This is a genomic window from Legionella septentrionalis (genome assembly GCF_003989745.1).
GTDB lineage: Bacteria > Pseudomonadota > Gammaproteobacteria > Legionellales > Legionellaceae > Legionella_A > Legionella_A septentrionalis.
On record NZ_RZGS01000010.1, the window covers coordinates 15,140 to 35,640 of the forward strand.

Sequence of the window (20,501 nt, forward strand, 5' to 3'; positions counted from 1 at the left end):
TCCGTGTCAACTACACCTTTAGAATTATATAGAAATATTGGCATCGCCGCACACGTTGATGCGGGAAAGACCACCACCACAGAACGCGTTCTTTTTTATACTGGTCGTTCTCATAAGCTGGGTGAAGTGCATGAGGGTGCTGCGACTATGGATTGGATGCCCCAAGAACAAGAGCGGGGAATCACCATTACATCAGCAGCAACTACTTGCTACTGGTCTGGCATGGATAACCAATTCAAGCGCCATCGCGTTAACATCATTGATACCCCTGGACACGTTGACTTCATGATTGAGGTAGAGCGTTCTCTACGCGTTTTGGACGGTGCGGTTGTCGTATTCGACTCAGTATCTGGCGTAGAGCCGCAATCCGAAACCGTGTGGCGGCAAGCAGACAAATATGGTGTGCCACGCATTGTTTTCGTAAATAAAATGGATCGCATGGGTGCTAATTTCATTCGTGTGGTCAAGCAAATTAAAGAACGTCTGGGCTCTAATCCGGTGGTTGTGCAATTACCTATTGGTGCTGAAGAAACCTTCAAAGGGGTAATTGACCTCGTAAAAATGAAAGCAATTCACTGGGATGAAGAAAGCAAGGGTATGAAATTTGAATACCATGAAATCCCTGCTGAATTAAGAGCACAGTGCGAAGAATTGCGTAGTCAAATAGTTGAAGCTGCTGCCGAAGATTCTGAAGCGTTGATGGAAAAATACCTCGAAGGCGAAGAACTTTCCGAAGAAGAAATTAAGGCTGCATTACGCCGCAGAACGATCAATAATGAAATCGTCCCCGTTTTTTGTGGCTCTGCCTTCAAAAACAAAGGCGTACAAGCCGTGTTGGACGGCGTGGTTGATTATTTACCTTCTCCACTCGATATTCCTCCTGTACGGGGTGTTGATGAAGATGGTGAAGAAGCTTTCCGTAAAACATCTTATGATGAGCCTTTTTCGGCATTGGCGTTTAAAATTGCTACCGATCCATTTGTAGGTACGTTAACTTATTTCCGTGTTTACTCTGGGGTATTGAAGTCAGGTGATACGGTTTATAACCCAGTTAAAGACAAAAAAGAACGAATTGGCCGCTTGTTGCAAATGCATGCTAACTCTCGCGAAGAAATCAAAGAAGTTAGGGCAGGAGACATAGCCGCAGCCGTTGGATTGAAAACAGTAACCACAGGGGACACTTTGTGTGATACTAATTCAATCATCACCTTAGAGCGTATGGACTTTCCAGATCCAGTAATTGCTGTTGCCGTTGAACCTAAGACAAAAGCTGACCAGGAAAAAATGTCGATTGCATTAGGTAAGCTGGCACAGGAAGACCCTTCGTTCCGAGTGCATACCGATGAAGAGTCAGGACAAACAATCATTCAAGGTATGGGTGAATTACACCTTGAAATTATCATCGATAGAATGCGCCGCGAATTTTTGGTTGAAGCAAATGTAGGTAAGCCGCAGGTTGCTTATCGTGAAACTTTAAAATCCGCTGTGGAACAAGAGGGCAAATTCGTACGTCAGTCAGGCGGTCGTGGTCAATATGGTCACGTTTGGCTTAAAATCGAGCCTAAGGCGCGTGGTGAAGGTTACGAATTCGTTAATGCAATTGTCGGCGGTGTTATTCCAAAAGAATATATTCCTGCTGTTGATAAAGGTGTACAAGAGCAATTGCAAAACGGTGTTATTGCTGGTTATCCAGTGGTAGACGTGAAGGTAACATTGTTTGACGGTTCTTTCCACGAAGTTGACTCAAGTGAAATGGCATTTAAAATTGCCGGTTCGCAATGTTTCAAACAAGGTGCATTAAAGGCAACCCCTATATTGCTTGAGCCAATTATGAAAGTGGAAGTAGTTACCCCTGAAGATTACATGGGTGATGTAATGGGTGACTTAAGCCGCCGCAGAGGTGTATTACAAGGTATGGATGAGTCTCCAGCTGGTCGTGTTATTCGTGCAGAAGTACCACTTGCTGAGATGTTTGGTTATTCCACTGATTTACGCTCTGCAACCCAAGGACGAGCTACGTATACCATGGAATTTGCTAAGTACGCAGAAGCGCCAGCAAATATTGCTGAAGCGATCATCAAGAAACAATAAAAGTTAACGAGGTACAAGATGGCGAAGGAAAAGTTTGAACGTACGAAGCCGCACGTGAACGTGGGAACGATTGGTCACGTAGACCATGGCAAGACGACACTGACGGCGGCGATCACTACGGTTATGGCGAAGAAATTTGGTGGTACTGCCAAAGCATATGATCAAATTGATGCGGCACCGGAAGAGAGAGAGCGTGGTATTACAATTTCTACTGCCCACGTTGAATATGAATCATCCAACCGACACTATGCTCATGTGGATTGCCCTGGACACGCGGATTATGTGAAGAACATGATCACTGGTGCGGCGCAGATGGATGGCGCGATTTTGGTTGTATCTGCTGCGGATGGTCCGATGCCACAAACTCGCGAGCACATTTTGCTGGCTCGTCAGGTAGGGGTACCATACATTGTTGTTTACTTAAACAAAGCAGACATGGTTGACGACGCTGAGTTGCTGGAACTGGTGGAGATGGAAGTCCGTGATTTGTTGAGCTCATATGAGTTTCCTGGCGATGACATTCCGATTATTGTTGGTTCAGCACTGAAAGCTTTGGAAGGGGATACCAGTGAAATTGGTGTGCCTTCAGTTGAGAAGCTGGTTGACACGATGGATTCTTACATACCTGAGCCAGTTCGTAACATTGACAAGAGCTTCTTGTTGCCGATTGAAGACGTATTTTCTATTTCTGGACGTGGTACTGTGGTTACCGGCCGTGTTGAGAGTGGAATTGTCAAAGTTGGTGAAGAAGTTGAGATTGTTGGTATACGTGACACAGTTAAGACGACTTGTACTGGTGTTGAGATGTTCCGCAAGCTTCTGGATGAAGGTCGAGCTGGGGACAACGTAGGTGTGTTGCTGCGTGGTACGAAGCGTGATGAAGTTGAGCGTGGCCAGGTATTAGCTAAGCCAGGCACCATCAAGCCACATACGAAGTTTGAAGCGGAAGTTTATGTGTTGTCTAAAGATGAAGGTGGTCGCCATACACCATTTTTCAATGGTTATCGCCCACAGTTTTACTTTAGGACAACCGACGTAACAGGCACCTGTGATTTACCGGAAGGTATTGAGATGGTGATGCCAGGTGATAACGTTCAAATGACTGTTAGCTTGCATTCTCCAATTGCTATGGACGAAGGTTTGCGTTTCGCTATCCGCGAAGGTGGCCGTACCGTAGGCGCTGGTGTTGTCGCTAAAATTATTGAGTAAGAGAAAATGAGCAATAATCAAAACATTAAAATTCGTCTCAAATCATTCGACCACCGAATGATTGATGCCTCAACACGTGAAATTGTTGATACTGCCAAGCGTACAGGCGCACAAATTCGTGGTCCTATTCCTCTTCCCATGAAGAAGGAAAAATTTACTGTGCTCACTTCTCCGCATGTGAATAAAGATGCACGGGATCAATACGAGTTGCGTACCCACAAGCGTTTAGTCGTTATTGTTAATCCAACTGAAAAAACAGTGGATGCATTAATGAAGCTAGATTTGGCTGCCGGTGTGGATGTTCAAATTAGTCTTGATGATTAGCTAAGTGGACACAGGATATTTAAAGAGGTGTTAAAATGACGACGATCGGTTTATTAGGCCGTAAAATCGGTATGACGCGAGTTTTTACAACAGAAGGAAAATCTATTCCTGTGTCTGTAGTGGAAGTTTACGCCAATCGCGTTTCACAATTGAAAAATGTCGATGTTGATGGGTATACAGCTGTACAGTTAGTAGCTGGCACAAAAAAAACGAGCCGAGTTAACAAAGCTATGGCAGGTCACTTTGCAAAGGCACAAGTTGAAGCAGGAGATATGCTGTGCGAGTTCCGCTTGGATGATATTGACCAGTACACACTGGGACAAAGCTTGACTGTTGCCGATGTATTTAACGAAGGTCAATTCGTAGATGTGTCTGCAATTTCCAAAGGTAAAGGATTTGCCGGTACGGTTAAGCGTCATAACTTCCGCACACAAGACGCTACGCATGGTAATTCACGTTCACACCGTGTCCCAGGTTCAATTGGACAAAACCAGACCCCTGGCCGTGTATTCAAAGGCAAAAAGATGGCTGGGCAAATGGGTAACAAACGCTGCACCATACAATCGCTGGAAGTAGTAAAAGTTGATAACGAGCGTAATTTGCTTTTAATTAAAGGCGCTATTCCTGGTGCTCCGGGAGCCCGAGTCGAAGTTAAGCCCGCAACTAAAAAGCAAGTAAGGGGCCAATGATGCAATTAGAAACAAGAGATACAAACGCAAAGTTTGACGTTAGTGAGGCAATATTTGCCTATGACTACAATGAAAGTTTGGTTCACCAAGCTGTTGTAACGTTCATGAATAATGCACGTAGTGGTAATAGTGCGCAAAAAACCCGTTCAGAAGTTCGTGGCGGCGGTAAAAAACCTTGGAATCAAAAAGGCACTGGCCGCGCTCGTGCCGGGACGATCCGCAGCCCTTTGTGGCGTAGTGGTGGTGTTACCTTCGCTTCCAAAAAGCGTGATTATTCACAGAAATTAAACCGCAAAATGTATAAGCGTGCCATGCGCAGTATCCTTTCTGAGCTGCAGCGTACAGAAAATTTAATAGTGGTTAGCGATTTTCAGTGCCCTTCATTGAAAACTAAAGATTTTATGCAAAAAATGAAGGAACTTAATTTAGAAAATGCGTTAATTGTCATGGATGAAATCGGTGAAAATGAATACTTGGCTTCACGTAATCTCATTCAATATGAAGTATGTGATGTTGTCGGATTAGATCCGGTAAACTTACTGCGCTTTGAAAAGGTTTTAATTACTAAAGATGCCATCAAGAAATTAGAGGAGCAGTTACAATGAATGCTGAACGATTAATGATGGTTCTAAGAGAGCCGCATACCTCTGAGAAAACAACTGTTATGGCTGAGCATTTTAAGCAGTTTACTTTTAAAGTGCTTAAAAATGCTACTAAGAATGAAATTAAACAAGCTGTTGAACATATTTTTAACGTAAAAGTTAAAAACGTATCTGTGGTGAATGTGAAAGGCAAACAAAAACGCTTCAGACAGATGCTCGGTAAGCGTAGTGACTGGAAAAAAGCGTTTGTTACTTTACAGTCAGGCTACGATATCGACTTCAGCGTAACAGAATAAAAGGCAGATTAAGATGGCATTATTAAAATCAAAACCTACGTCACCTGGAAAGCGCAGTGAGCTGCGGGTTGTTCACCATCATATCCATAAAGGCAAACCGCACGCAGCATTGACAGAAAAGCTGAATAAAACCGGTGGGCGCAACAACCAAGGTCGAATTACGGTACGCCATATTGGCGGCGGTATTCGCGGACAATACCGTTTAATCGACTTTAAGCGCAATAAAGATGGGATTGAAGCCAAGGTTGAACGAATAGAATATGATCCAAATCGTTCTGCATTAATTGCTTTAGTTGTTTACAAAGATGGCGAACGGCGGTACATTATTGCCCCATCCCATTTGAAGCAAGGGGATGTGATTGTAAGTGGGGATGATTCTCCGATCAGCAATGGAAATTGCCTGCCTTTAAAAAATATTCCGGTAGGTACAACCATTCACTGTGTTGAACTCAAGCCTGGCAAAGGTGCACAAATGTTACGCAGTGCTGGTTGCAGTGGACAGATCGTTGCAAAAGAAGGTGCTTACGCAACTATTAAACTTCGCTCTGGCGAAATGAGGAAAGTTCTAATTGCTTGTCGCGCTACTGTTGGTGAAGTAAGCAATAGTGAACACAGTCTTCGCTCTTTGGGTAAAGCCGGCGCAAAGAGATGGCGTGGTGTACGACCGACCGTCCGTGGTGTTGCAATGAACCCAGTTGACCATCCTCATGGAGGTGGTGAGGGAAGAACTTCTGGTGGCCGTCATCCTGTGACTCCTTGGGGTGTACCAACCAAAGGTTATAAAACAAGAAGTAATAAACGGACTGACAAGTTTATTGTAAGAAGACGCAAGAAAAAATAATTCGTTAAGAGGATATAAAAGTGGCACGTTCTGTTAGAAAAGGTCCATTTGTTGATCATCACCTGCTTACCAAAGTGGAGGCGGCTGTTGAGTCTAAATCTAAAAAGCCGATTAAGACTTGGTCAAGACGTTCTACAATCATTCCAGAAATGATTGATTTAACCATAGCCGTCCATAACGGCAAAGATCATGTTCCTGTGTTCATTACGGATAACATGGTTGGTCATAAGTTAGGCGAATTTGCCATGACTCGCACATTCAAGGGCCATGCTGGTGACAGAAAGGCCAAAGGTAAGTAAAGAGGGCAATGATGGAAGTTACAGCTAGATTAAAAAATGCACCATTATCTGCTCAGAAAGGCAGATTGGTTGCTGACATGATTCGTAATATGAACGTTTCAGGGGCAGTGGAAGTACTAAGGTTTACCCCTAAAAAAGGGGCGCAGTTAATGCTGAAATTATTAGAATCTGCTATTGCTAATGCAGAAAATAATAATGGCGCGGATATTGACGAACTGAAAGTAGGTATGGTGTGCGTAGACGAAGGGGTTACATTAAAACGTATTAGCCCTCGTGCAAAAGGCCGCGCAAATCGTATAAGCAAGCGTACTTGCCACATCACCATTAAAGTGTCTGACGAGGAATAGCAATGGGACAAAAAGTAAATCCAATCGGTATACGCCTTGGCATTATTAAAGATTGGAACTCAAAATGGTACGCAAGCAAAAATTATGCACAGTTATTGAATCAAGATATCAATTTGCGTAAACAATTAAAAAAGAAATTGATGGCAGCTGCCATCAGCCGCATCCAGATTGAGCGTCCTGCTAATAATGCAGTAGTAACCATCCATAGCGCTCGTCCTGGTGTTTTAATTGGTAAAAAAGGTGGCGGTATTGAGTCTTTACGCAGTGAAATTTCTGCTGAGCTTGGTGTGCCGGTACATTTAAACATTGAAGAAGTTCGCAAACCCGAACTGGATTCGACGCTTGTTGCTGAGAGCATTGCTCAACAGTTGGAACAACGTGTTATGTTCCGCCGTGCAATGAAGCGTGCTGTTACGTCTGCGTTAAAAGCTGGTGCCAAAGGTATTAAAATTTGCGTAAGCGGTCGTTTGGGTGGTGCAGAGATTGCGCGAAGTGAATGGTATCGAGAAGGCCGAGTTCCTTTGCATACTTTCCGTGCTGATATTGATTATGGCACTGCTGAGTCTAAAACAACCTACGGTATTATTGGCGTCAAAGTTTGGATCTTTAAGGGTGAGACTGTTACACAAAAAACCCGTAGTGCTGACAGCGATAAGAAGTGAGGATTTGAATTATGTTACAGCCAAAACGAACAAAATATCGTAAGCAAATGAAAGGCCGAAATCGTGGTCTGGCACTAAGAGGTTCCAAGATCAGCTTTGGCGAATTTGGTTTGAAAGCGGTAGAACGAGGCCGTTTGACGGCAAGACAAATTGAAGCAGCACGTCGTGCCATGACTCGTCATGTCAAGCGTGGTGGCAAAATTTGGATCCGCGTTTTCCCTGACAAACCAATTACACAAAAACCTTTAGAAGTCCGGCAAGGTAAGGGTAAAGGTAACGTTGAGTACTGGGTTGCTCAAATTCAGCCTGGCAAAGTTCTTTTTGAAATGGAAGGTGTGAGTAAAGAACTTGCAATGGAAGCATTTGATTTAGCTAAAGCAAAGCTACCATTCAAAGTTGTATTTGAAGAGCGCAAGGTGATGTGATGAAAAGTATAAATGAACTGAAAAACATGACGATTGATGAATTGCAGACTGAGTTGCTCTCTTTACGTAAAGAACAGTTTAACTTACGCATGAAAAAGGCTAATGGCACACTGGATAAGACACATTTAGTTTCCAAAGTAAGAAGATTGATTGCCAGAATTAAAACACTTATGACTGAAAAGGCAGGTAATTAATATGTCAAACAGTGAATCAAATGCCAGAACAATGATTGGTAAAGTAGTTAGTGACAAGATGCAAAAAACCATAGTTGTCATGGTTGAACGTACGGTTAAGCATCCAAAATATGGAAAAATCATGAAGCGTAGAACCAAATTACACGCTCATGATGAAAATCAAATATGTAAAATTGGTAATATTGTGAAAATTCGTGAATCCAGACCTCTGTCAAAACTGAAAAGCTGGGTCCTAGTCGAAGTAATTTCTTAATATTCATAATTTGATTACTTTTAAAAAACCAAGAAGGCTGATATAATCAGCAGCCTTTTTCTGGTCGAATTTAGAGCTGGAGAATAGAATGATACAAATGCAGACCGTGCTCGATGTCGCAGATAATAGTGGCGCGCGCAAAGTAATGTGTATCAAAGTGCTTGGCGGATCGCATAGGCGTTATGCACGCATTGGTGATATTATCAAAGTCAGTGTTAAAGAAGCCATTCCACGCAGCAAAGTTAAAAAAGGTGCTGTGATGAATGCAGTTGTAGTGCGTACAAGCCAAGGTGTGCGTCGCGATGACGGATCTTTAATCCGCTTTGACGGAAATGCTGCCGTACTTTTAAACAACCAGTATGAGCCTATTGGTACCCGTATTTTCGGGCCAGTAACTCGCGAGCTAAGAGAGCGATTCATGAAAATTATTTCTCTTGCCGCTGAAGTATTGTGAGGATTGTTTATGAAACGCATTAAAAAAGGCGATACAGTCATTGTGACAGCCGGAAAAAGTAAGAATCACGTAGGCAAGGTACTGCGTGTGGTTGGGGAAAAGCTGGTAGTTGAAGGCGCTAATGTCGTTAAGAAACACGTCAAGCCAAATCCTCAAATAAACCAAAAGGGTGGAATTATAGCAAAAGAAGCTCCATTAGACGCTTCAAATGTAGCTTTATATAATCCTGCCACGAAAAAAGCCGATAAAGTTGGGTTCAAGTTTCTTGAGAAAGACGGTAATCGATACAAGGTAAGATACTTCAAATCAAATGATGAAGTAATCGACCTTGTTTAATTAGGTGATGGAAATGGCTAGACTGAAAGAATTTTATAAAAAAGATGTAGTCGAAATGATGATGAAAAAATTTGGCTACAAAAGTGTCATGCAAGTCCCCAAAATTGAAAAAATCACCCTGAATATGGGGGTTGGTGAAGCAGTGGGCGACAAAAAAGTAATGAACTTTGCAATCGAAGACATGACAAGAATCTCTGGTCAAAAGCCAGTTGTTACGCGTGCAAAAAAATCCATCGCCGGTTTTAAAATTCGCGAAGGCTGGCCTATTGGATGTAAAGTTACTCTGCGTAAAGACCGCATGTATGAATTTTTAGATAGATTGATTACTGTAGCTTTGCCACGGGTGCGTGATTTTAGGGGTTTAAATCCTAAATCATTTGACGGAACCGGCAATTACAGCATGGGGATACAAGAGCAAATCGTATTCCCTGAAATCGATTTTGATAAAATTGATGGTATTCGTGGGCTTGATATTTGCATCACGACCAGCGCAAAAACGAATGAAGAAGCTAAAGCTTTATTAGAGGCCTTTAATCTTCCATTAAAAGATAAAGATAGAAAATAAGAAGGGTATAACTGTGGCTAAAAAATCTATAATAGAACGTGAGAATCAAAAAGCTCATCTAGTAGAAAAATATAGAGCTCGACGAGCTGAATTAAAAGACCTCATTAAGTCATCTACTGATTTTGATGAAATCATGTCAGCTCAGGCGAAGCTAGCCAAGTTACCGGTTAACTCGAATCCTGTTCGTCTTAGTACACGTTGTCAACAATGTGGCCGTCCTCATGCTGTATACCGTAAATTTGGACTCTGCAGAATTTGCCTACGCCAGCAGTTGATGAGTGGAAACGTTACTGGCGGCAGAAAGTCCAGCTGGTAAGAACATTTATTCATTGGAGAAAGATTGTGAGTATGCATGATCCCGTTGCTGATATGCTGACTAGAATTAGGAATGGCCAGCAAGCAAAGCATCAGTATGTGACGTTAGTTTCGTCAAACTTAAAGGAAGCAATTGCAAAAGTGCTAAAAGATGAAGGATACATAGCAGACTACGCTGTTGAGTCCTTGGATAATAACCTTAAGAAAATTACTTTGCAGCTTAAGTATTATCACGGGCGCCCGGTTATTGAGCGAATTAAGCGTATCAGCCGACCTGGATTGCGGATTTATAAATCAGCAAAACAATTGTCTGCTGTACCAGGGTTCGGTATCGCTATTTTATCAACCTCTGAAGGCGTGATGTCGCACATTAAGGCAAAAAAGAGTGGTGTAGGCGGCGAAGTTATTTGTGAAGTCGCGTAATAAAGAACGAGGATAGATATGTCTAGAGTAGCAAAAGCCCCTATTGTTCTGCCGGCCAATGTTGAATTGACAGTCGATAAAGATACAGTAACAGTAAAAGGGCCCAAAGGTTCATTAACCCAGCATCGCAATCGACTGGTTGATGTACAAACGACTGAAGAAAATGGTAAAAAAGTTATTTTTAAACCTGCTTCAAATGACCCAAATGCTTGGGCACAAGCTGGAACAGCACGTGCTTTAGTAAATAATATGGTAAAAGGTGTTACCGACGGTTTCGAAATGACTCTTGAACTGGTAGGCGTAGGTTATCGTGCGCAAGCTAAAGGCAAATCTGTTTCATTATCGCTTGGTTATTCTCATAACATTGATTACAACCTGCCTGAAGGTGTGGTTGTAGAGACGCCTAACAACACGACCGTCATCCTGAAAGGTATTAATAACCAGCTTTTAGGACAAGTTGCAGCCGAGATTCGTGCTTTCCGTCCACCTGAGCCATATAAAGGGAAAGGTGTTAAATACGCTGGTGAAGTGATTATTCGCAAAGAAGCGAAAAAGAAATAAGGTGTAAATCATGACAAAATTGAAAGCCCGTGAACGGAGAGCTGCTAAAGCAAAAGCTGTTATTAAAAGCTCCCGCTCTAACCGTCCTAGACTGGTAGTTCGTCGCAGTGCATCGCATATTTATGCACTCATTGTAGAAAAAGGCTTAAATGGCGATCAAGTGCTTGCATCTTCATCTACTGTAGATAAAGAATTGAAAGCCACTTTGAAAGGCAATAAGTGCGAGCAAGCACAGCAGGTTGGCAAATTATTGGCGCAGCGTGCCAAAGAGAAAAACATATCTCAAGTAGCGTTTGACCGAGCAGGTTATAAATATCATGGCCGAGTTAAAGCGCTGGCAGATGGTGCTCGTGAAGCGGGCTTGGATTTTTAAGGAACGGTTATGGCATTAGATGAATCAACAAAAACTGATGGCTACCAAGAGAAATTAGTATCCGTAACGCGTACTGCTAAAGTAGTAAAAGGCGGTCGGGTTTTTGGATTTGCAGTTTTGGTAGTAATTGGTGATGGTAAGGGTAAGGTTGGCTTTGGTCGTGGTAAAGCTCGTGAAGTTCCGATTGCTATTCAAAAGGCAATGGATCAAGCACGTAAAAACATGGTGTATGTCCCTCTTGCAGGTACAACCATTCATCATGAAATAACTTGGAACTATGGTGCCTCTAAAGTATTTATGAAGCCTGCCAGTGAAGGTACAGGAATTATTGCCGGTGGTGCAATGCGGGCTGTTCTTGAAGTTTTGGGCGTACAAAACATTTTAGCTAAAAGCATTGGTTCCACCAATCCAAGCAATATTGTCCGTGCGACAGTTGGTGCGCTGACCAACATTGGTACACCGGATTACGTCGCTGCCAAGCGCGGTAAGACCGTTGAAGAAATTACGGCAGGTTAATCATGAACAATAACAAAATTAAAATCACACTCGTTAAAAGTTTGATTGGCCGACTGCCCAAACATATTGAAATTGCTCGGCAGCTAGGCTTACGTAAAATGAACCATTCAGCTATACATCAAGATATTCCACAAATTAGAGGTTTAGTGAATGTAATTAGCTACTTGGTTAAGGTTGAGGAGAGCGCATAATGAAGTTAAATACACTTTCTCCTGCACCAGGCGCACGCACTAGCCGTAAGCGTTTAGGGCGCGGTATAGGCTCCGGACTTGGTAAAACAAGCGGAAAAGGTCACAAAGGACAAAAAGCCAGAGCTGGTGGCTATCACAAAATCAATTTCGAAGGCGGTCAGATGCCTATCCAACGCCGTTTGCCCAAAATGGGATTTAAATCGCGCGTTGCTAAGACAATTGATGAAGTTACTTTAGGCGAACTGGCTAAGTTGGATGCAGAAGTAATTGATTTGGCTGCCTTAAAAGCTGCTGGATTAATTAATAAGTCCATATTGGATGTCAAAGTCATTTTGTCTGGTGAATTAACCACTGCTATCAAGCTTAGAGGCCTTCGTGTAACCCAGGGTGCACGTAAAGCAATTACTGATCTGGGTGGAAGCATAGAAGAGTGACTATGAAAAACCAGAAACAAGCAACATCCGGTCTAGCTCGTGGTGGCTTGGCTGAGCTAAAGTCAAGATTGCTATTTGTGGTTATTGGGATTTTGGTATACAGACTTGGAGCGCATATACCTGTTCCAGGTCTGGATCCGCAAAAGCTAGCAAATTTCTTTAACGAACAACAAAATACTATTTTTGGCTTGTTCAATATGTTTTCTGGTGGCGCATTATCACGAGTCACTGTATTTGCTATCGGGATCATGCCATATATTTCTGCTTCCATCATGATTCAGTTATTTTCAGTTGTCGTTCCATCGTTGGAACAATTGAAAAAAGAAGGCGAATCGGGCCGGCGGAAATTAAATCAGTACACGCGCTATTTAACCTTATTCTTGGCTATATTCCAGTCATTGGGAATGGCAAGATGGTTAGCCAGCCAGCAGATTGCATTGCAACCGGATTTATTTTTTTATTTTACGGCTGTAGTCACTTTAGTTACTGGTACAATGTTTCTTATGTGGCTTGGTGAGCAAATTACCGAAAAAGGGATAGGAAATGGCATTTCTCTTATCATTTTTTCTGGGATTGTATCAAGCATGCCTAGTGCAATTGCTTCTGTTTTGCAACAAGTAAAAGAAGGGCAAATGCAGGCATTAACCTTGATATTAATAGCAGTAATCGTTGTGTTGGTAACTGGGTTTGTTGTGTTTATAGAGCGCGCACAACGGCGAATTCGTGTAAACTATGCGCAAAGAACGCAAGGGCGCAAAGTTTATGCAGCGCAATCAAGCCATTTACCTTTGAAAATTAATATGGCTGGAGTTATTCCACCTATATTTGCATCAAGTATTATTTTGTTGCCTGCAACGTTGGCTCAATTTTTTGCTCGCGGCAAGGGAATGGATTGGTTGGCTGACATTGGCATGGCTTTATCACCCGGACAACCATTGTACTTAATTGTATATGCTGTTGCGATTTTGTTTTTTGCATTTTTCTATACAGCGTTGGTATTTAATCCGAAAGATACAGCTGACAATTTAAAGAAGTCTGGTGCTTATATTCCTGGAATTAGACCAGGAGAACAAACGTCAAGATACATTGATCAGGTCATGACACGCTTGACATTAGTTGGTGCAATATACTTGGTTTTAGTTTGTTTGTTGCCCCAGCTGCTAATGTATACATGGCATGTTCCTTTTTATTTTGGTGGTACTTCATTATTGATTATTGTTGTCGTAATTATGGATTTTGTTGCACAAATACAAGCCCATTTGATGACCCAGCAATATGATTCATTAATGAAAAAAGCCAATTTTAAAGGCACGAAATTGCCGGGTCTGTTATGATTTTATTTGGAGTTAATAAGAATGAAAGTTAGAGCGTCAGTAAAGCGAATTTGCCGCAACTGTAAAATTATTAAGCGCAGTGGATCTGTGCGAGTAATCTGTAAAGATGCCCGGCATAAGCAAAAGCAAGGCTAACAAGCTTGATTTTAATTAATGAAACTAGTATTCTTCTGTCCCTTTCGGCAGAGCAAATAACGATCGGAGAAATTAATGGCTCGTATTGCAGGTGTGAACATACCGGATAATAAACACATAGTAATTGCACTTACATCGATCTACGGTATTGGAAAGCCAACATCTCTTAAATTATGCCAACAAGTTGGTATTGATCCTGCGACAAAAGTGTCGCAATTGAGTGATGACCAACTGGAATTGTTCAGAAATGAGATTGCAAAAATAACAGTTGAGGGCGATTTACGCCGTGTAATTAGCATGAATATTAAGCGTCTGATGGATCTTGGTTGTTACCGAGGTTTACGTCACCGTAGAGGTTTGCCACTGAGAGGCCAGCGTACGAAGACAAATGCTAGAACACGAAAAGGTCGACGTAAAGGCACTGTGGTTTGATTTTTCACGTAGGAAATTAAGATGGCTAAGGCAAAACAACAAAGGGTAAGAAAAAAGGTTAAACGTGTAGTATCAGATGGTATTGTTCACGTACATGCCTCCTTTAACAATACAATCATTACTTTTACTGATCGCCAGGGTAATGCGCTGTGTTGGGCTACCGCGGGTGGTTCGGGCTTCCGTGGCTCACGTAAAAGTACACCTTATGCAGCCCAGGTTGCTACTGAAAGAGCAGCAGCTACTGCCAAAGAATATGGCATGAAGTCTGTAGCTGTTTTTGTACATGGTCCGGGACCTGGCCGTGAATCAACTATTCGTGAATTGATAGCGCAGGATTTTAAAATCGTAGAAATAACCGATGTAACGGGTATACCTCATAATGGTTGTAAACCGCCTAAAAAACGTCGTGTATAAAGACTCAGGAGTATTCAATGGCTAAATATCTTGGTCCAAAGTGTAAATTGTCACGTAGAGAAGGGACCGATTTATTCCTTAAAAGTGGTGTTCGTGATTATAAATCAAAATGCAAAGCTGAGAAGTTGCCTGGTCAACACGGTGATAAGCGCCCACGTTTAAGCGATTATGGTTTGCAATTACGTGAAAAGCAAAAAATTAGACGTTTGTATGGCGTGCTAGAAAAGCAATTCCGTAACTATTATAAGCTGGCTAGCCGGCAAAAAGGTGCCACGGGCGAAAACCTGATGATTGCTTTGGAGCGACGTCTAGATAACGTTGTGTACCGTATGGGATTTGCCAGCACACGTGCTGAGGCAAGACAATTGGTTTCACACCGAGCTATTTTGGTCAATGACAAAATTGTTGATATAGCGTCATATTTAGTTAAGGCAGGCGATGTTGTGTCAATTCGGCAAAGAGCAAAAGATCAGGGCCGTATTCAAGCTGCAATCGCATTGTCTGAACAGCGTGCACCTTGTGCCTGGTTGAATGTAGATGCAAATTCTTTGAAAGGTACATTTACGTCATTGCCAACATTGAATGATCTACCTGCTGATTTTAACGTTAACTTGGTGGTAGAACTTTACTCTAAGTAAAACTGGAGGCATAGCCGAATGTATACTGATATTAATGAAATGCTGACCCCTAAGGTTTTAAAAGTGCAGTCTGAGACGCCTAATCACTCAAGAATTGTACTCGAACCCTTAGAGCGTGGGTTTGGGCATACTCTTGGTAATGCATTGAGACGAATTTTAATTTCTTCCATGCCAGGCAGTGCTATCACCGAAGCTACAATTGAAGGCGTGCTGCATGAATACAGCACGATTGAAGGCGTACAAGAAGACGTAGTGAATATTCTTCTAAATCTGAAGGAAGTTGCTGTTAAAATTTCCGTCGGACATGAAGCTACCTTGACTTTGAACAAGCAAGGTCCTTGCCAAGTTACTGCCGGTGATATTCAGCTGACTCACGGTGTTGAAATATTAAATCCAGACTTTGTCATTGCTAACTTGAATGAGAATGGAAAACTCAATATGACTTTAAAGGTCGAAAAAGGAGTAGGTTTCCGCTCTACTGAAACATTCGCTCACTATGCTCTGGATGAAGAAGTACAAAAGAAATCTGTAGGCAAGTTAAAAATTGACAGTATTTTTTCACCCGTACGTAAAGTTGCTTATTTTGTCGATAATGCGCGTGTGGAAAATCGTACTGACTTGGACAAGTTAACTATTGATTTACAAACGAACGGTACTCTGGATCCGGAAGAAGCCATTCGAATTTCAGCCAGCATCCTGCAACGTCAGTTGCATGCGTTTGTTGATATGAAGTTTGAAGAGTCACGCCTTGATCATAAAGAGCGTAATGAATTCGACCCCATACTGTTACGCCCTGTGGATGATCTGGAGCTAACTGTACGTTCAGCAAACTGCTTAAAAGCTGAAAATATTTACTACATCGGTGATTTGGTGCAGAAAACAGAAAATGAATTGTTGAAGACACCAAATTTGGGTAAAAAATCACTGACCGAAATCAAGGATGTTCTGGCTTCCCGCTCTTTATCATTAGGGATGAAACTTGAGAATTGGCCGCCAGAGAACCTTGGCGAATAAATTTAGGAGTTTTTGTTATGCGTCATCGTAATATCGGACGTAAATTAAGTCGTACAAGCAGCCATAGAGAAGCGATGTTTTCAAACATGTGCTGTTCTTTAATCAAGCATGAGTTGATTAAGACGACATTGCCGAAAGCAAAAGAATTACGTCGTTACATTGAGCCATTGATTACTACTGGAAAATCCGATTCAGTAGCAAGCCGAAGACAAGCTTTTGCTTCTTTACGTTGCAAAGAATCAGTTGGCAAATTGTTTACAACCCTAGGGCCAAGATATGCAAAGCGTCCCGGTGGTTATGTTCGTGTGTTAAAATGCGGTTTTCGTCCAGGCGACAATGCCCCTATGGCAATTGTTGAATTGGTAGACAGAGCAGAAGCTACTGAGGAATAAAAATCAGTAGTAAAAAGCCAGGCTTGTCCTGGCTTTTTTGTTTTTTTATAAATCGTTTTAAGTTTCTTTTGTAAAGCCTGCGTTCAGAAGCTGGTACAGCAACATTGGAACATGCCGCTTCTGTCACCCAAGTAAGTTCAACTGTTATCTCCTTGCCTTTTATTATGATTGCGATGTGGTGTAGCCAAAGGAATATGCTTAACATCATCCATTGAAAAGTTGCTTAGACTAAAGCTTATTATGTGAGGCGTATCGGGTTGGATCTGCTATGCCTGCTTCGGCAAAACCTTTCTTGCGATACGTGCAGCTGTCGCAATACCCGCATGCCGAAAAATCAGAAGGATTGGCATTGTAGCATGATACGGTGAAAGCATAATCCACACCATTTGCAATCCCGAGCTTGATGGTTTCTGCTTTGCTTAAATAGAGCAATGGAGCATGCACAGTTATTTTTTTACCCTCCACCGCATCTTTGGTAGCCAGGTTGGCTAGTTTTTCAAAGGCTTGTAGGTATTCAGGTCTGCAATCTGGATAACCCGAATAATCAACATGGCTGATGCCCAGAAAAATATCCTGAGCACCGATGCTTTCCGCATAGCCCAAAGCGATAGAGAGGAAAATGGTATTTCTCGCGGGCACATAAGTAATAGGAATGCTGGATGCACGGTCTTCTTTGTAGGCAGGTACAGTAATTGTATCTTCTGTCAATGCCGATGCGCCGAACATATTTGGTGAAAGTTCAATGATTTTGTGCTGCTTGATGTCAAAATGCCGGAGAATATTTTTAGCTGCCTGTAACTCAATCGAATGCTTTTGCCCATAATTAAAACTGATGGGATAACAATCAAAATTCTGATTTTTAGCGAAAGCCAGAACTGTGGTTGAATCGAGCCCTCCAGAGAAAAGAATAACCGCTTTTTTCATAAATAAATGCTCTCGTGTTTACTGCGCGTACCTAATGACAGGCATGCATGTTTGCATAGCTATTGATGATTATTTTTGAATGCATTCCATCCAACGGCAAAAAACATTCATAACATCTGGCCATGCAATGATTGAAAATTAAATGAAAGTTTATTCAGAAATCATATTCTAGCGAAAATAATCATTTTTATAAAATTTCATCATTGTAAATAAATGCGTTGGCGATTTGTGTAATAAATTCTATAAAAGTCGAATTAATAGAGATTGTTTACTGCTCATATGTGGCTTTCTTGTCATGTTTTGATAGCAAATACCTGCAAGCTTATATTTGTAATTTTATACTATTTTTAAAATAAAAAGCCCAAATCCATGGGCTTATAAAATAATTAAACTTTACTCAGGCTTTTAGAATGGGATATCGTCATCCAGCTCATCAAATGCTTCTTGTGCGGTTTTTTGTGACGGTTTTACCGGGGTGTGAGAATTTTCATGGTGCATGGGAGGTGCTTCACTATAATTGTTTGCTCCCGCACCTGGACTCTTGCTGTCCAGCATTTGGATATCAGCAGCTACGATTTCAGTAGTGTAGCGATCTTGGCCTTGCTGATCTTGCCATTTTCGTGTGCGCAAGCTGCCTTCCACATAGAGTTTGGCGCCTTTGCGAATGTATTCGCCTGCTATTTCACCCAGACGATTAAAGCATACTACCCGGTGCCATTCGGTGCGTTCTTGTTTTTCGCCAGTTTGTTTATCTTTCCATGTTTCACTGGTTGCAACCGATAAAGTAGCGACCGCATTGCCGTTTGGCATGTAGCGGATTTCAGGATCCGTGCCGACATTACCTACCAATATAACTTTGTTAATCCCGCGAGCCATTGAATTCTCCATTATGCGATAGTTAGCAAGCCATTATACTGAATATTTATGCCCTTGCGTAGAGTAAGAAGACGCAGGACAACGACTAAATCAAGCCTTAAATAAGTTTTCCGCGCTGCCTGGTTTATAGAGGGATTTATCAATTCGCAAATAAATGATGCGTTCATCTGACGCCAAGGTAACCTGGTGCACACCTGGAATTTTGCCTAGCTTTGCGATTAAATCATTGCTTATTTTTTCATCAGGGAAAGGCACAAGCAAGGTAGTTTGATACAAGTTAGGCTGCATGGGCAATGCCACTATAAACCAGATGCAAGCCAGCAAAGTATTAATGAAGAATATGCCATTAATGCCTGCCCATTGAAATATGAAACCGGCCAGGGCACCACCAACAAAAATTCCCAGAAACTGACTGCTGGAGTAAATACCCATGGCGGTGCCTTTGCTTTCGGGATTCGCTTGTTTGGAAACGAGCGAAGGCAGGCTGGCTTCAAGCAAATTGAATACGACAAAGTATAAAAAAATTACCGTACAGAAGGCAAACCATGAGGTATGCAATGGAATGAGTATGCTTTGACATAATGCCGTTAATATCACAGCAGCTAAAAAAATCATTTTAAATTTATGTTTGCGTTCAGCAAAAACAATAAATGGGATCATGGCGATGAATGAGAATAGCATCAGCGGTAAATAAAAATGCCAGGATTGTGTTAAGTGGCCTTGCGCAATATGTTCTTGCAACAGCAAAGGGAGTACGAAAAAAGTAGAGGTTAAAATAAAATGTTGGGAAAAAATGCCTACGTTTAAACGTTGTAAGTGCGGGTTACTGATAACGGTTTTGAATAATTTAGGATTAGTTTCACTGTCGATATGAAACGGTTCCTTCTTGGGAGTTGGTATGACGACATGCAACAAGAATAAGCCTAGAAAAGCCAGGATTGCTGTGAAATAAAATATGCCCGATAAGCCAAAATAACGCGTGATGGCGGGGCTTATGACCATGGCGAGCGTAAATGATAAACCGATGGTCGCACCGATTACCGCCATCGCTTTGGTGCGTTCTTCATCCAGTGTCAAATCAGCCAGCAGCGCCACCAGTACACTGCCAATTGCTCCCATTCCTTGTAAAATACGTGCCGCAATCATGCCGTAGATGGAAGTAGTTAATGCGCCCCATAAGCTTCCTAAAATAAAGAGTGTCAGGCCCAGGGTTAGCATAGGTTTTCTTCCCAAGCGATCGGACAACAAGCCAAAAGGTATTTGTAAAATGCCCTGGCTTAGACCATAACTTCCCAATGCTATACCAATTAAAGCGGGGGTTGCCGCTTGCAAAGTCGGGGCGTAGATAGTAAATACTGGAATTAGCATGAATAAGCCAAGCATGCGGAAGGAAAATATAGCCGCAATGGGGAAAACGCTTCGGGACCAAGTTTGTTTCATTACCGCGGTTCACACTAGCAAAACATGGCATGATGGTACAAAGATAGGTATGTAGAAACAAGCATAATCTTAAGGTTACCCAATAGTGAGCCACGTGTGAATAGTTTAATTGCAACGCTTGCAATGATAATAAATTATTCAATTTTGTGCAGATGATGAAAAATTACAGCTAAATAAATCGCTTGCAAAATATATTGCATAAATAAAATCTAGCTTGCATTTAATTCAAGGAATTGATTCTTAATTTTTCTTCATTCTCGTTTGAGGCTATTTTCTTCTCACTCTTTGTTTTTCACGTTCAGCTTTAAGTGAGTTATTGCTTTTTTCATGCGTTGTGACGTGCTGTTTGACAAAATTTTTACTGCTGCTGGAGTCCAGCCATAAGATCCATAGCTTCAGTTTTGCTAAATGCGCTCATGATTATGCTCAGATAATGCAAAGAATACATTAATTATAGGCAAACGCGCAGCAGCTAAAATCGAAAAATTACTGTAAGAACAAA

At 41.8% G+C, this 20,501-nt stretch carries 33 protein-coding genes; 30 read left to right on the forward strand and 3 right to left on the reverse strand.

Features of this window, described 5'->3' with window-relative positions:
• The first annotated feature begins 3 nt into the window (after positions 1 to 3).
• The 30 genes from fusA to rplQ all read left to right on the forward strand — a co-directional run bounded on the left by fusA (position 4) and on the right by rplQ (position 16,759).
• Complete coding sequence (gene fusA / locus ELY11_RS05070; protein WP_126954989.1) at positions 4 to 2,091, forward strand: elongation factor G; 2,088 nt, start codon at positions 4 to 6, stop codon at positions 2,089 to 2,091.
• Between the two features lie 18 nt (positions 2,092 to 2,109).
• Positions 2,110 to 3,300: an elongation factor Tu gene (tuf, locus tag ELY11_RS05075; protein ID WP_127032648.1), complete on the forward strand. Its 1,191-nt coding sequence runs from the start codon at positions 2,110 to 2,112 to the stop codon at positions 3,298 to 3,300.
• Between the two features lie 6 nt (positions 3,301 to 3,306).
• The gene (gene rpsJ, locus ELY11_RS05080) at positions 3,307 to 3,624 is read left to right on the forward strand and encodes a 30S ribosomal protein S10 (RefSeq protein ID WP_126954304.1); all 318 of its coding nucleotides are present in this window, start codon (positions 3,307 to 3,309) and stop codon (positions 3,622 to 3,624) included.
• Between the two features lie 35 nt (positions 3,625 to 3,659).
• Complete coding sequence (gene rplC, locus ELY11_RS05085) at positions 3,660 to 4,313, forward strand: 50S ribosomal protein L3 (protein ID WP_126954303.1); 654 nt, start codon at positions 3,660 to 3,662, stop codon at positions 4,311 to 4,313.
• Positions 4,313 to 4,918 carry a 50S ribosomal protein L4 gene (gene rplD, locus ELY11_RS05090; protein WP_199737772.1) on the forward strand — a complete coding sequence of 202 codons (606 nt, stop codon included), beginning with the start codon at positions 4,313 to 4,315 and terminating at the stop codon, positions 4,916 to 4,918. Before rplC ends, rplD begins: the two co-directional genes overlap by 1 nt.
• Complete coding sequence (gene rplW / locus ELY11_RS05095; RefSeq protein ID WP_126954301.1) at positions 4,915 to 5,211, forward strand: 50S ribosomal protein L23; 297 nt, start codon at positions 4,915 to 4,917, stop codon at positions 5,209 to 5,211. Before rplD ends, rplW begins: the two co-directional genes overlap by 4 nt.
• A gap of 13 nt (positions 5,212 to 5,224) precedes the next feature.
• Positions 5,225 to 6,052 carry a 50S ribosomal protein L2 gene (gene rplB, locus ELY11_RS05100; RefSeq protein WP_126954300.1) on the forward strand — a complete coding sequence of 276 codons (828 nt, stop codon included), beginning with the start codon at positions 5,225 to 5,227 and terminating at the stop codon, positions 6,050 to 6,052.
• 20 nt (positions 6,053 to 6,072) lie between these two features.
• Positions 6,073 to 6,351, forward strand: a complete 279-nt coding sequence (gene rpsS, locus ELY11_RS05105; protein WP_126954299.1) for a 30S ribosomal protein S19 — start codon at positions 6,073 to 6,075, stop codon at positions 6,349 to 6,351.
• Positions 6,352 to 6,362: 11 nt separating this feature from the next.
• Complete coding sequence (gene rplV / locus ELY11_RS05110; RefSeq protein WP_126954307.1) at positions 6,363 to 6,698, forward strand: 50S ribosomal protein L22; 336 nt, start codon at positions 6,363 to 6,365, stop codon at positions 6,696 to 6,698.
• 2 nt (positions 6,699 to 6,700) lie between these two features.
• The gene (rpsC, locus tag ELY11_RS05115; RefSeq protein ID WP_126954298.1) at positions 6,701 to 7,360 is read left to right on the forward strand and encodes a 30S ribosomal protein S3; all 660 of its coding nucleotides are present in this window, start codon (positions 6,701 to 6,703) and stop codon (positions 7,358 to 7,360) included.
• Positions 7,361 to 7,371: 11 nt separating this feature from the next.
• Positions 7,372 to 7,785, forward strand: a complete 414-nt coding sequence (rplP, locus tag ELY11_RS05120; RefSeq protein ID WP_126954297.1) for a 50S ribosomal protein L16 — start codon at positions 7,372 to 7,374, stop codon at positions 7,783 to 7,785.
• Positions 7,785 to 7,979, forward strand: a complete 195-nt coding sequence (gene rpmC, locus ELY11_RS05125) for a 50S ribosomal protein L29 (protein ID WP_126954296.1) — start codon at positions 7,785 to 7,787, stop codon at positions 7,977 to 7,979. Before rplP ends, rpmC begins: the two co-directional genes overlap by 1 nt.
• 1 nt (position 7,980) lies before the next feature.
• Entirely contained in the window at positions 7,981 to 8,232 is a 252-nt protein-coding gene (gene rpsQ / locus ELY11_RS05130; protein ID WP_126954295.1) for a 30S ribosomal protein S17, read from the forward strand.
• Between the two features lie 88 nt (positions 8,233 to 8,320).
• The gene (rplN, locus tag ELY11_RS05135; RefSeq protein WP_126954294.1) at positions 8,321 to 8,686 is read left to right on the forward strand and encodes a 50S ribosomal protein L14; all 366 of its coding nucleotides are present in this window, start codon (positions 8,321 to 8,323) and stop codon (positions 8,684 to 8,686) included.
• Positions 8,687 to 8,695: 9 nt separating this feature from the next.
• Positions 8,696 to 9,022 carry a 50S ribosomal protein L24 gene (rplX, locus tag ELY11_RS05140; protein ID WP_126954293.1) on the forward strand — a complete coding sequence of 109 codons (327 nt, stop codon included), beginning with the start codon at positions 8,696 to 8,698 and terminating at the stop codon, positions 9,020 to 9,022.
• A 13-nt stretch (positions 9,023 to 9,035) separates the two neighbouring features.
• Positions 9,036 to 9,587, forward strand: coding sequence for a 50S ribosomal protein L5 (gene rplE, locus ELY11_RS05145; protein WP_126954292.1), 552 nt, complete (start codon positions 9,036 to 9,038; stop codon positions 9,585 to 9,587).
• A 13-nt stretch (positions 9,588 to 9,600) separates the two neighbouring features.
• Positions 9,601 to 9,903 (forward strand): 30S ribosomal protein S14, encoded by a 303-nt coding sequence (gene rpsN, locus ELY11_RS05150; protein WP_126954291.1) that lies wholly within the window; start codon positions 9,601 to 9,603, stop codon positions 9,901 to 9,903.
• A gap of 32 nt (positions 9,904 to 9,935) precedes the next feature.
• The gene (gene rpsH / locus ELY11_RS05155) at positions 9,936 to 10,325 is read left to right on the forward strand and encodes a 30S ribosomal protein S8 (RefSeq protein WP_199737775.1); all 390 of its coding nucleotides are present in this window, start codon (positions 9,936 to 9,938) and stop codon (positions 10,323 to 10,325) included.
• 18 nt (positions 10,326 to 10,343) lie between these two features.
• Positions 10,344 to 10,886: a 50S ribosomal protein L6 gene (gene rplF, locus ELY11_RS05160; RefSeq protein ID WP_126954289.1), complete on the forward strand. Its 543-nt coding sequence runs from the start codon at positions 10,344 to 10,346 to the stop codon at positions 10,884 to 10,886.
• A gap of 10 nt (positions 10,887 to 10,896) precedes the next feature.
• On the forward strand, positions 10,897 to 11,259 hold the full coding sequence (gene rplR / locus ELY11_RS05165; RefSeq protein ID WP_127032650.1) for a 50S ribosomal protein L18: 363 nt from the start codon (positions 10,897 to 10,899) through the stop codon (positions 11,257 to 11,259).
• A gap of 9 nt (positions 11,260 to 11,268) precedes the next feature.
• Positions 11,269 to 11,775 (forward strand): 30S ribosomal protein S5, encoded by a 507-nt coding sequence (rpsE, locus tag ELY11_RS05170; RefSeq protein WP_126954287.1) that lies wholly within the window; start codon positions 11,269 to 11,271, stop codon positions 11,773 to 11,775.
• A 2-nt stretch (positions 11,776 to 11,777) separates the two neighbouring features.
• Positions 11,778 to 11,966 carry a 50S ribosomal protein L30 gene (rpmD, locus tag ELY11_RS05175; RefSeq protein WP_126954286.1) on the forward strand — a complete coding sequence of 63 codons (189 nt, stop codon included), beginning with the start codon at positions 11,778 to 11,780 and terminating at the stop codon, positions 11,964 to 11,966.
• On the forward strand, positions 11,966 to 12,400 hold the full coding sequence (rplO, locus tag ELY11_RS05180; RefSeq protein WP_126954285.1) for a 50S ribosomal protein L15: 435 nt from the start codon (positions 11,966 to 11,968) through the stop codon (positions 12,398 to 12,400). Before rpmD ends, rplO begins: the two co-directional genes overlap by 1 nt.
• Before the next feature lie 2 nt (positions 12,401 to 12,402).
• On the forward strand, positions 12,403 to 13,734 hold the full coding sequence (secY, locus tag ELY11_RS05185) for a preprotein translocase subunit SecY (protein ID WP_126954284.1): 1,332 nt from the start codon (positions 12,403 to 12,405) through the stop codon (positions 13,732 to 13,734).
• A gap of 21 nt (positions 13,735 to 13,755) precedes the next feature.
• Positions 13,756 to 13,869 (forward strand): 50S ribosomal protein L36, encoded by a 114-nt coding sequence (gene rpmJ, locus ELY11_RS05190; protein WP_126954283.1) that lies wholly within the window; start codon positions 13,756 to 13,758, stop codon positions 13,867 to 13,869.
• A 75-nt stretch (positions 13,870 to 13,944) separates the two neighbouring features.
• On the forward strand, positions 13,945 to 14,301 hold the full coding sequence (gene rpsM / locus ELY11_RS05195) for a 30S ribosomal protein S13 (protein ID WP_126954282.1): 357 nt from the start codon (positions 13,945 to 13,947) through the stop codon (positions 14,299 to 14,301).
• 21 nt (positions 14,302 to 14,322) lie between these two features.
• Entirely contained in the window at positions 14,323 to 14,715 is a 393-nt protein-coding gene (rpsK, locus tag ELY11_RS05200; protein ID WP_199737766.1) for a 30S ribosomal protein S11, read from the forward strand.
• 17 nt (positions 14,716 to 14,732) lie between these two features.
• Positions 14,733 to 15,353 carry a 30S ribosomal protein S4 gene (rpsD, locus tag ELY11_RS05205; RefSeq protein WP_126954280.1) on the forward strand — a complete coding sequence of 207 codons (621 nt, stop codon included), beginning with the start codon at positions 14,733 to 14,735 and terminating at the stop codon, positions 15,351 to 15,353.
• An 18-nt stretch (positions 15,354 to 15,371) separates the two neighbouring features.
• Positions 15,372 to 16,367 carry a DNA-directed RNA polymerase subunit alpha gene (locus ELY11_RS05210; protein ID WP_126954279.1) on the forward strand — a complete coding sequence of 332 codons (996 nt, stop codon included), beginning with the start codon at positions 15,372 to 15,374 and terminating at the stop codon, positions 16,365 to 16,367.
• Positions 16,368 to 16,384: 17 nt separating this feature from the next.
• On the forward strand, positions 16,385 to 16,759 hold the full coding sequence (gene rplQ / locus ELY11_RS05215) for a 50S ribosomal protein L17 (RefSeq protein ID WP_126954278.1): 375 nt from the start codon (positions 16,385 to 16,387) through the stop codon (positions 16,757 to 16,759).
• A gap of 228 nt (positions 16,760 to 16,987) precedes the next feature.
• Here rplQ and queC read toward each other — a convergent pair whose 3' ends face one another.
• The 3 genes from queC to ELY11_RS05230 form a co-directional block, all read right to left on the reverse strand.
• Positions 16,988 to 17,683 (reverse strand): 7-cyano-7-deazaguanine synthase QueC, encoded by a 696-nt coding sequence (gene queC / locus ELY11_RS05220; RefSeq protein ID WP_126954277.1) that lies wholly within the window; start codon positions 17,681 to 17,683, stop codon positions 16,988 to 16,990.
• A gap of 405 nt (positions 17,684 to 18,088) precedes the next feature.
• Positions 18,089 to 18,571 carry a single-stranded DNA-binding protein gene (ssb, locus tag ELY11_RS05225; RefSeq protein WP_407656428.1) on the reverse strand — a complete coding sequence of 161 codons (483 nt, stop codon included), beginning with the start codon at positions 18,569 to 18,571 and terminating at the stop codon, positions 18,089 to 18,091.
• A gap of 78 nt (positions 18,572 to 18,649) precedes the next feature.
• Complete coding sequence (locus ELY11_RS05230) at positions 18,650 to 19,999, reverse strand: MFS transporter (RefSeq protein WP_127032651.1); 1,350 nt, start codon at positions 19,997 to 19,999, stop codon at positions 18,650 to 18,652.
• Between the last annotated feature and the right edge of the window lie 502 nt (positions 20,000 to 20,501).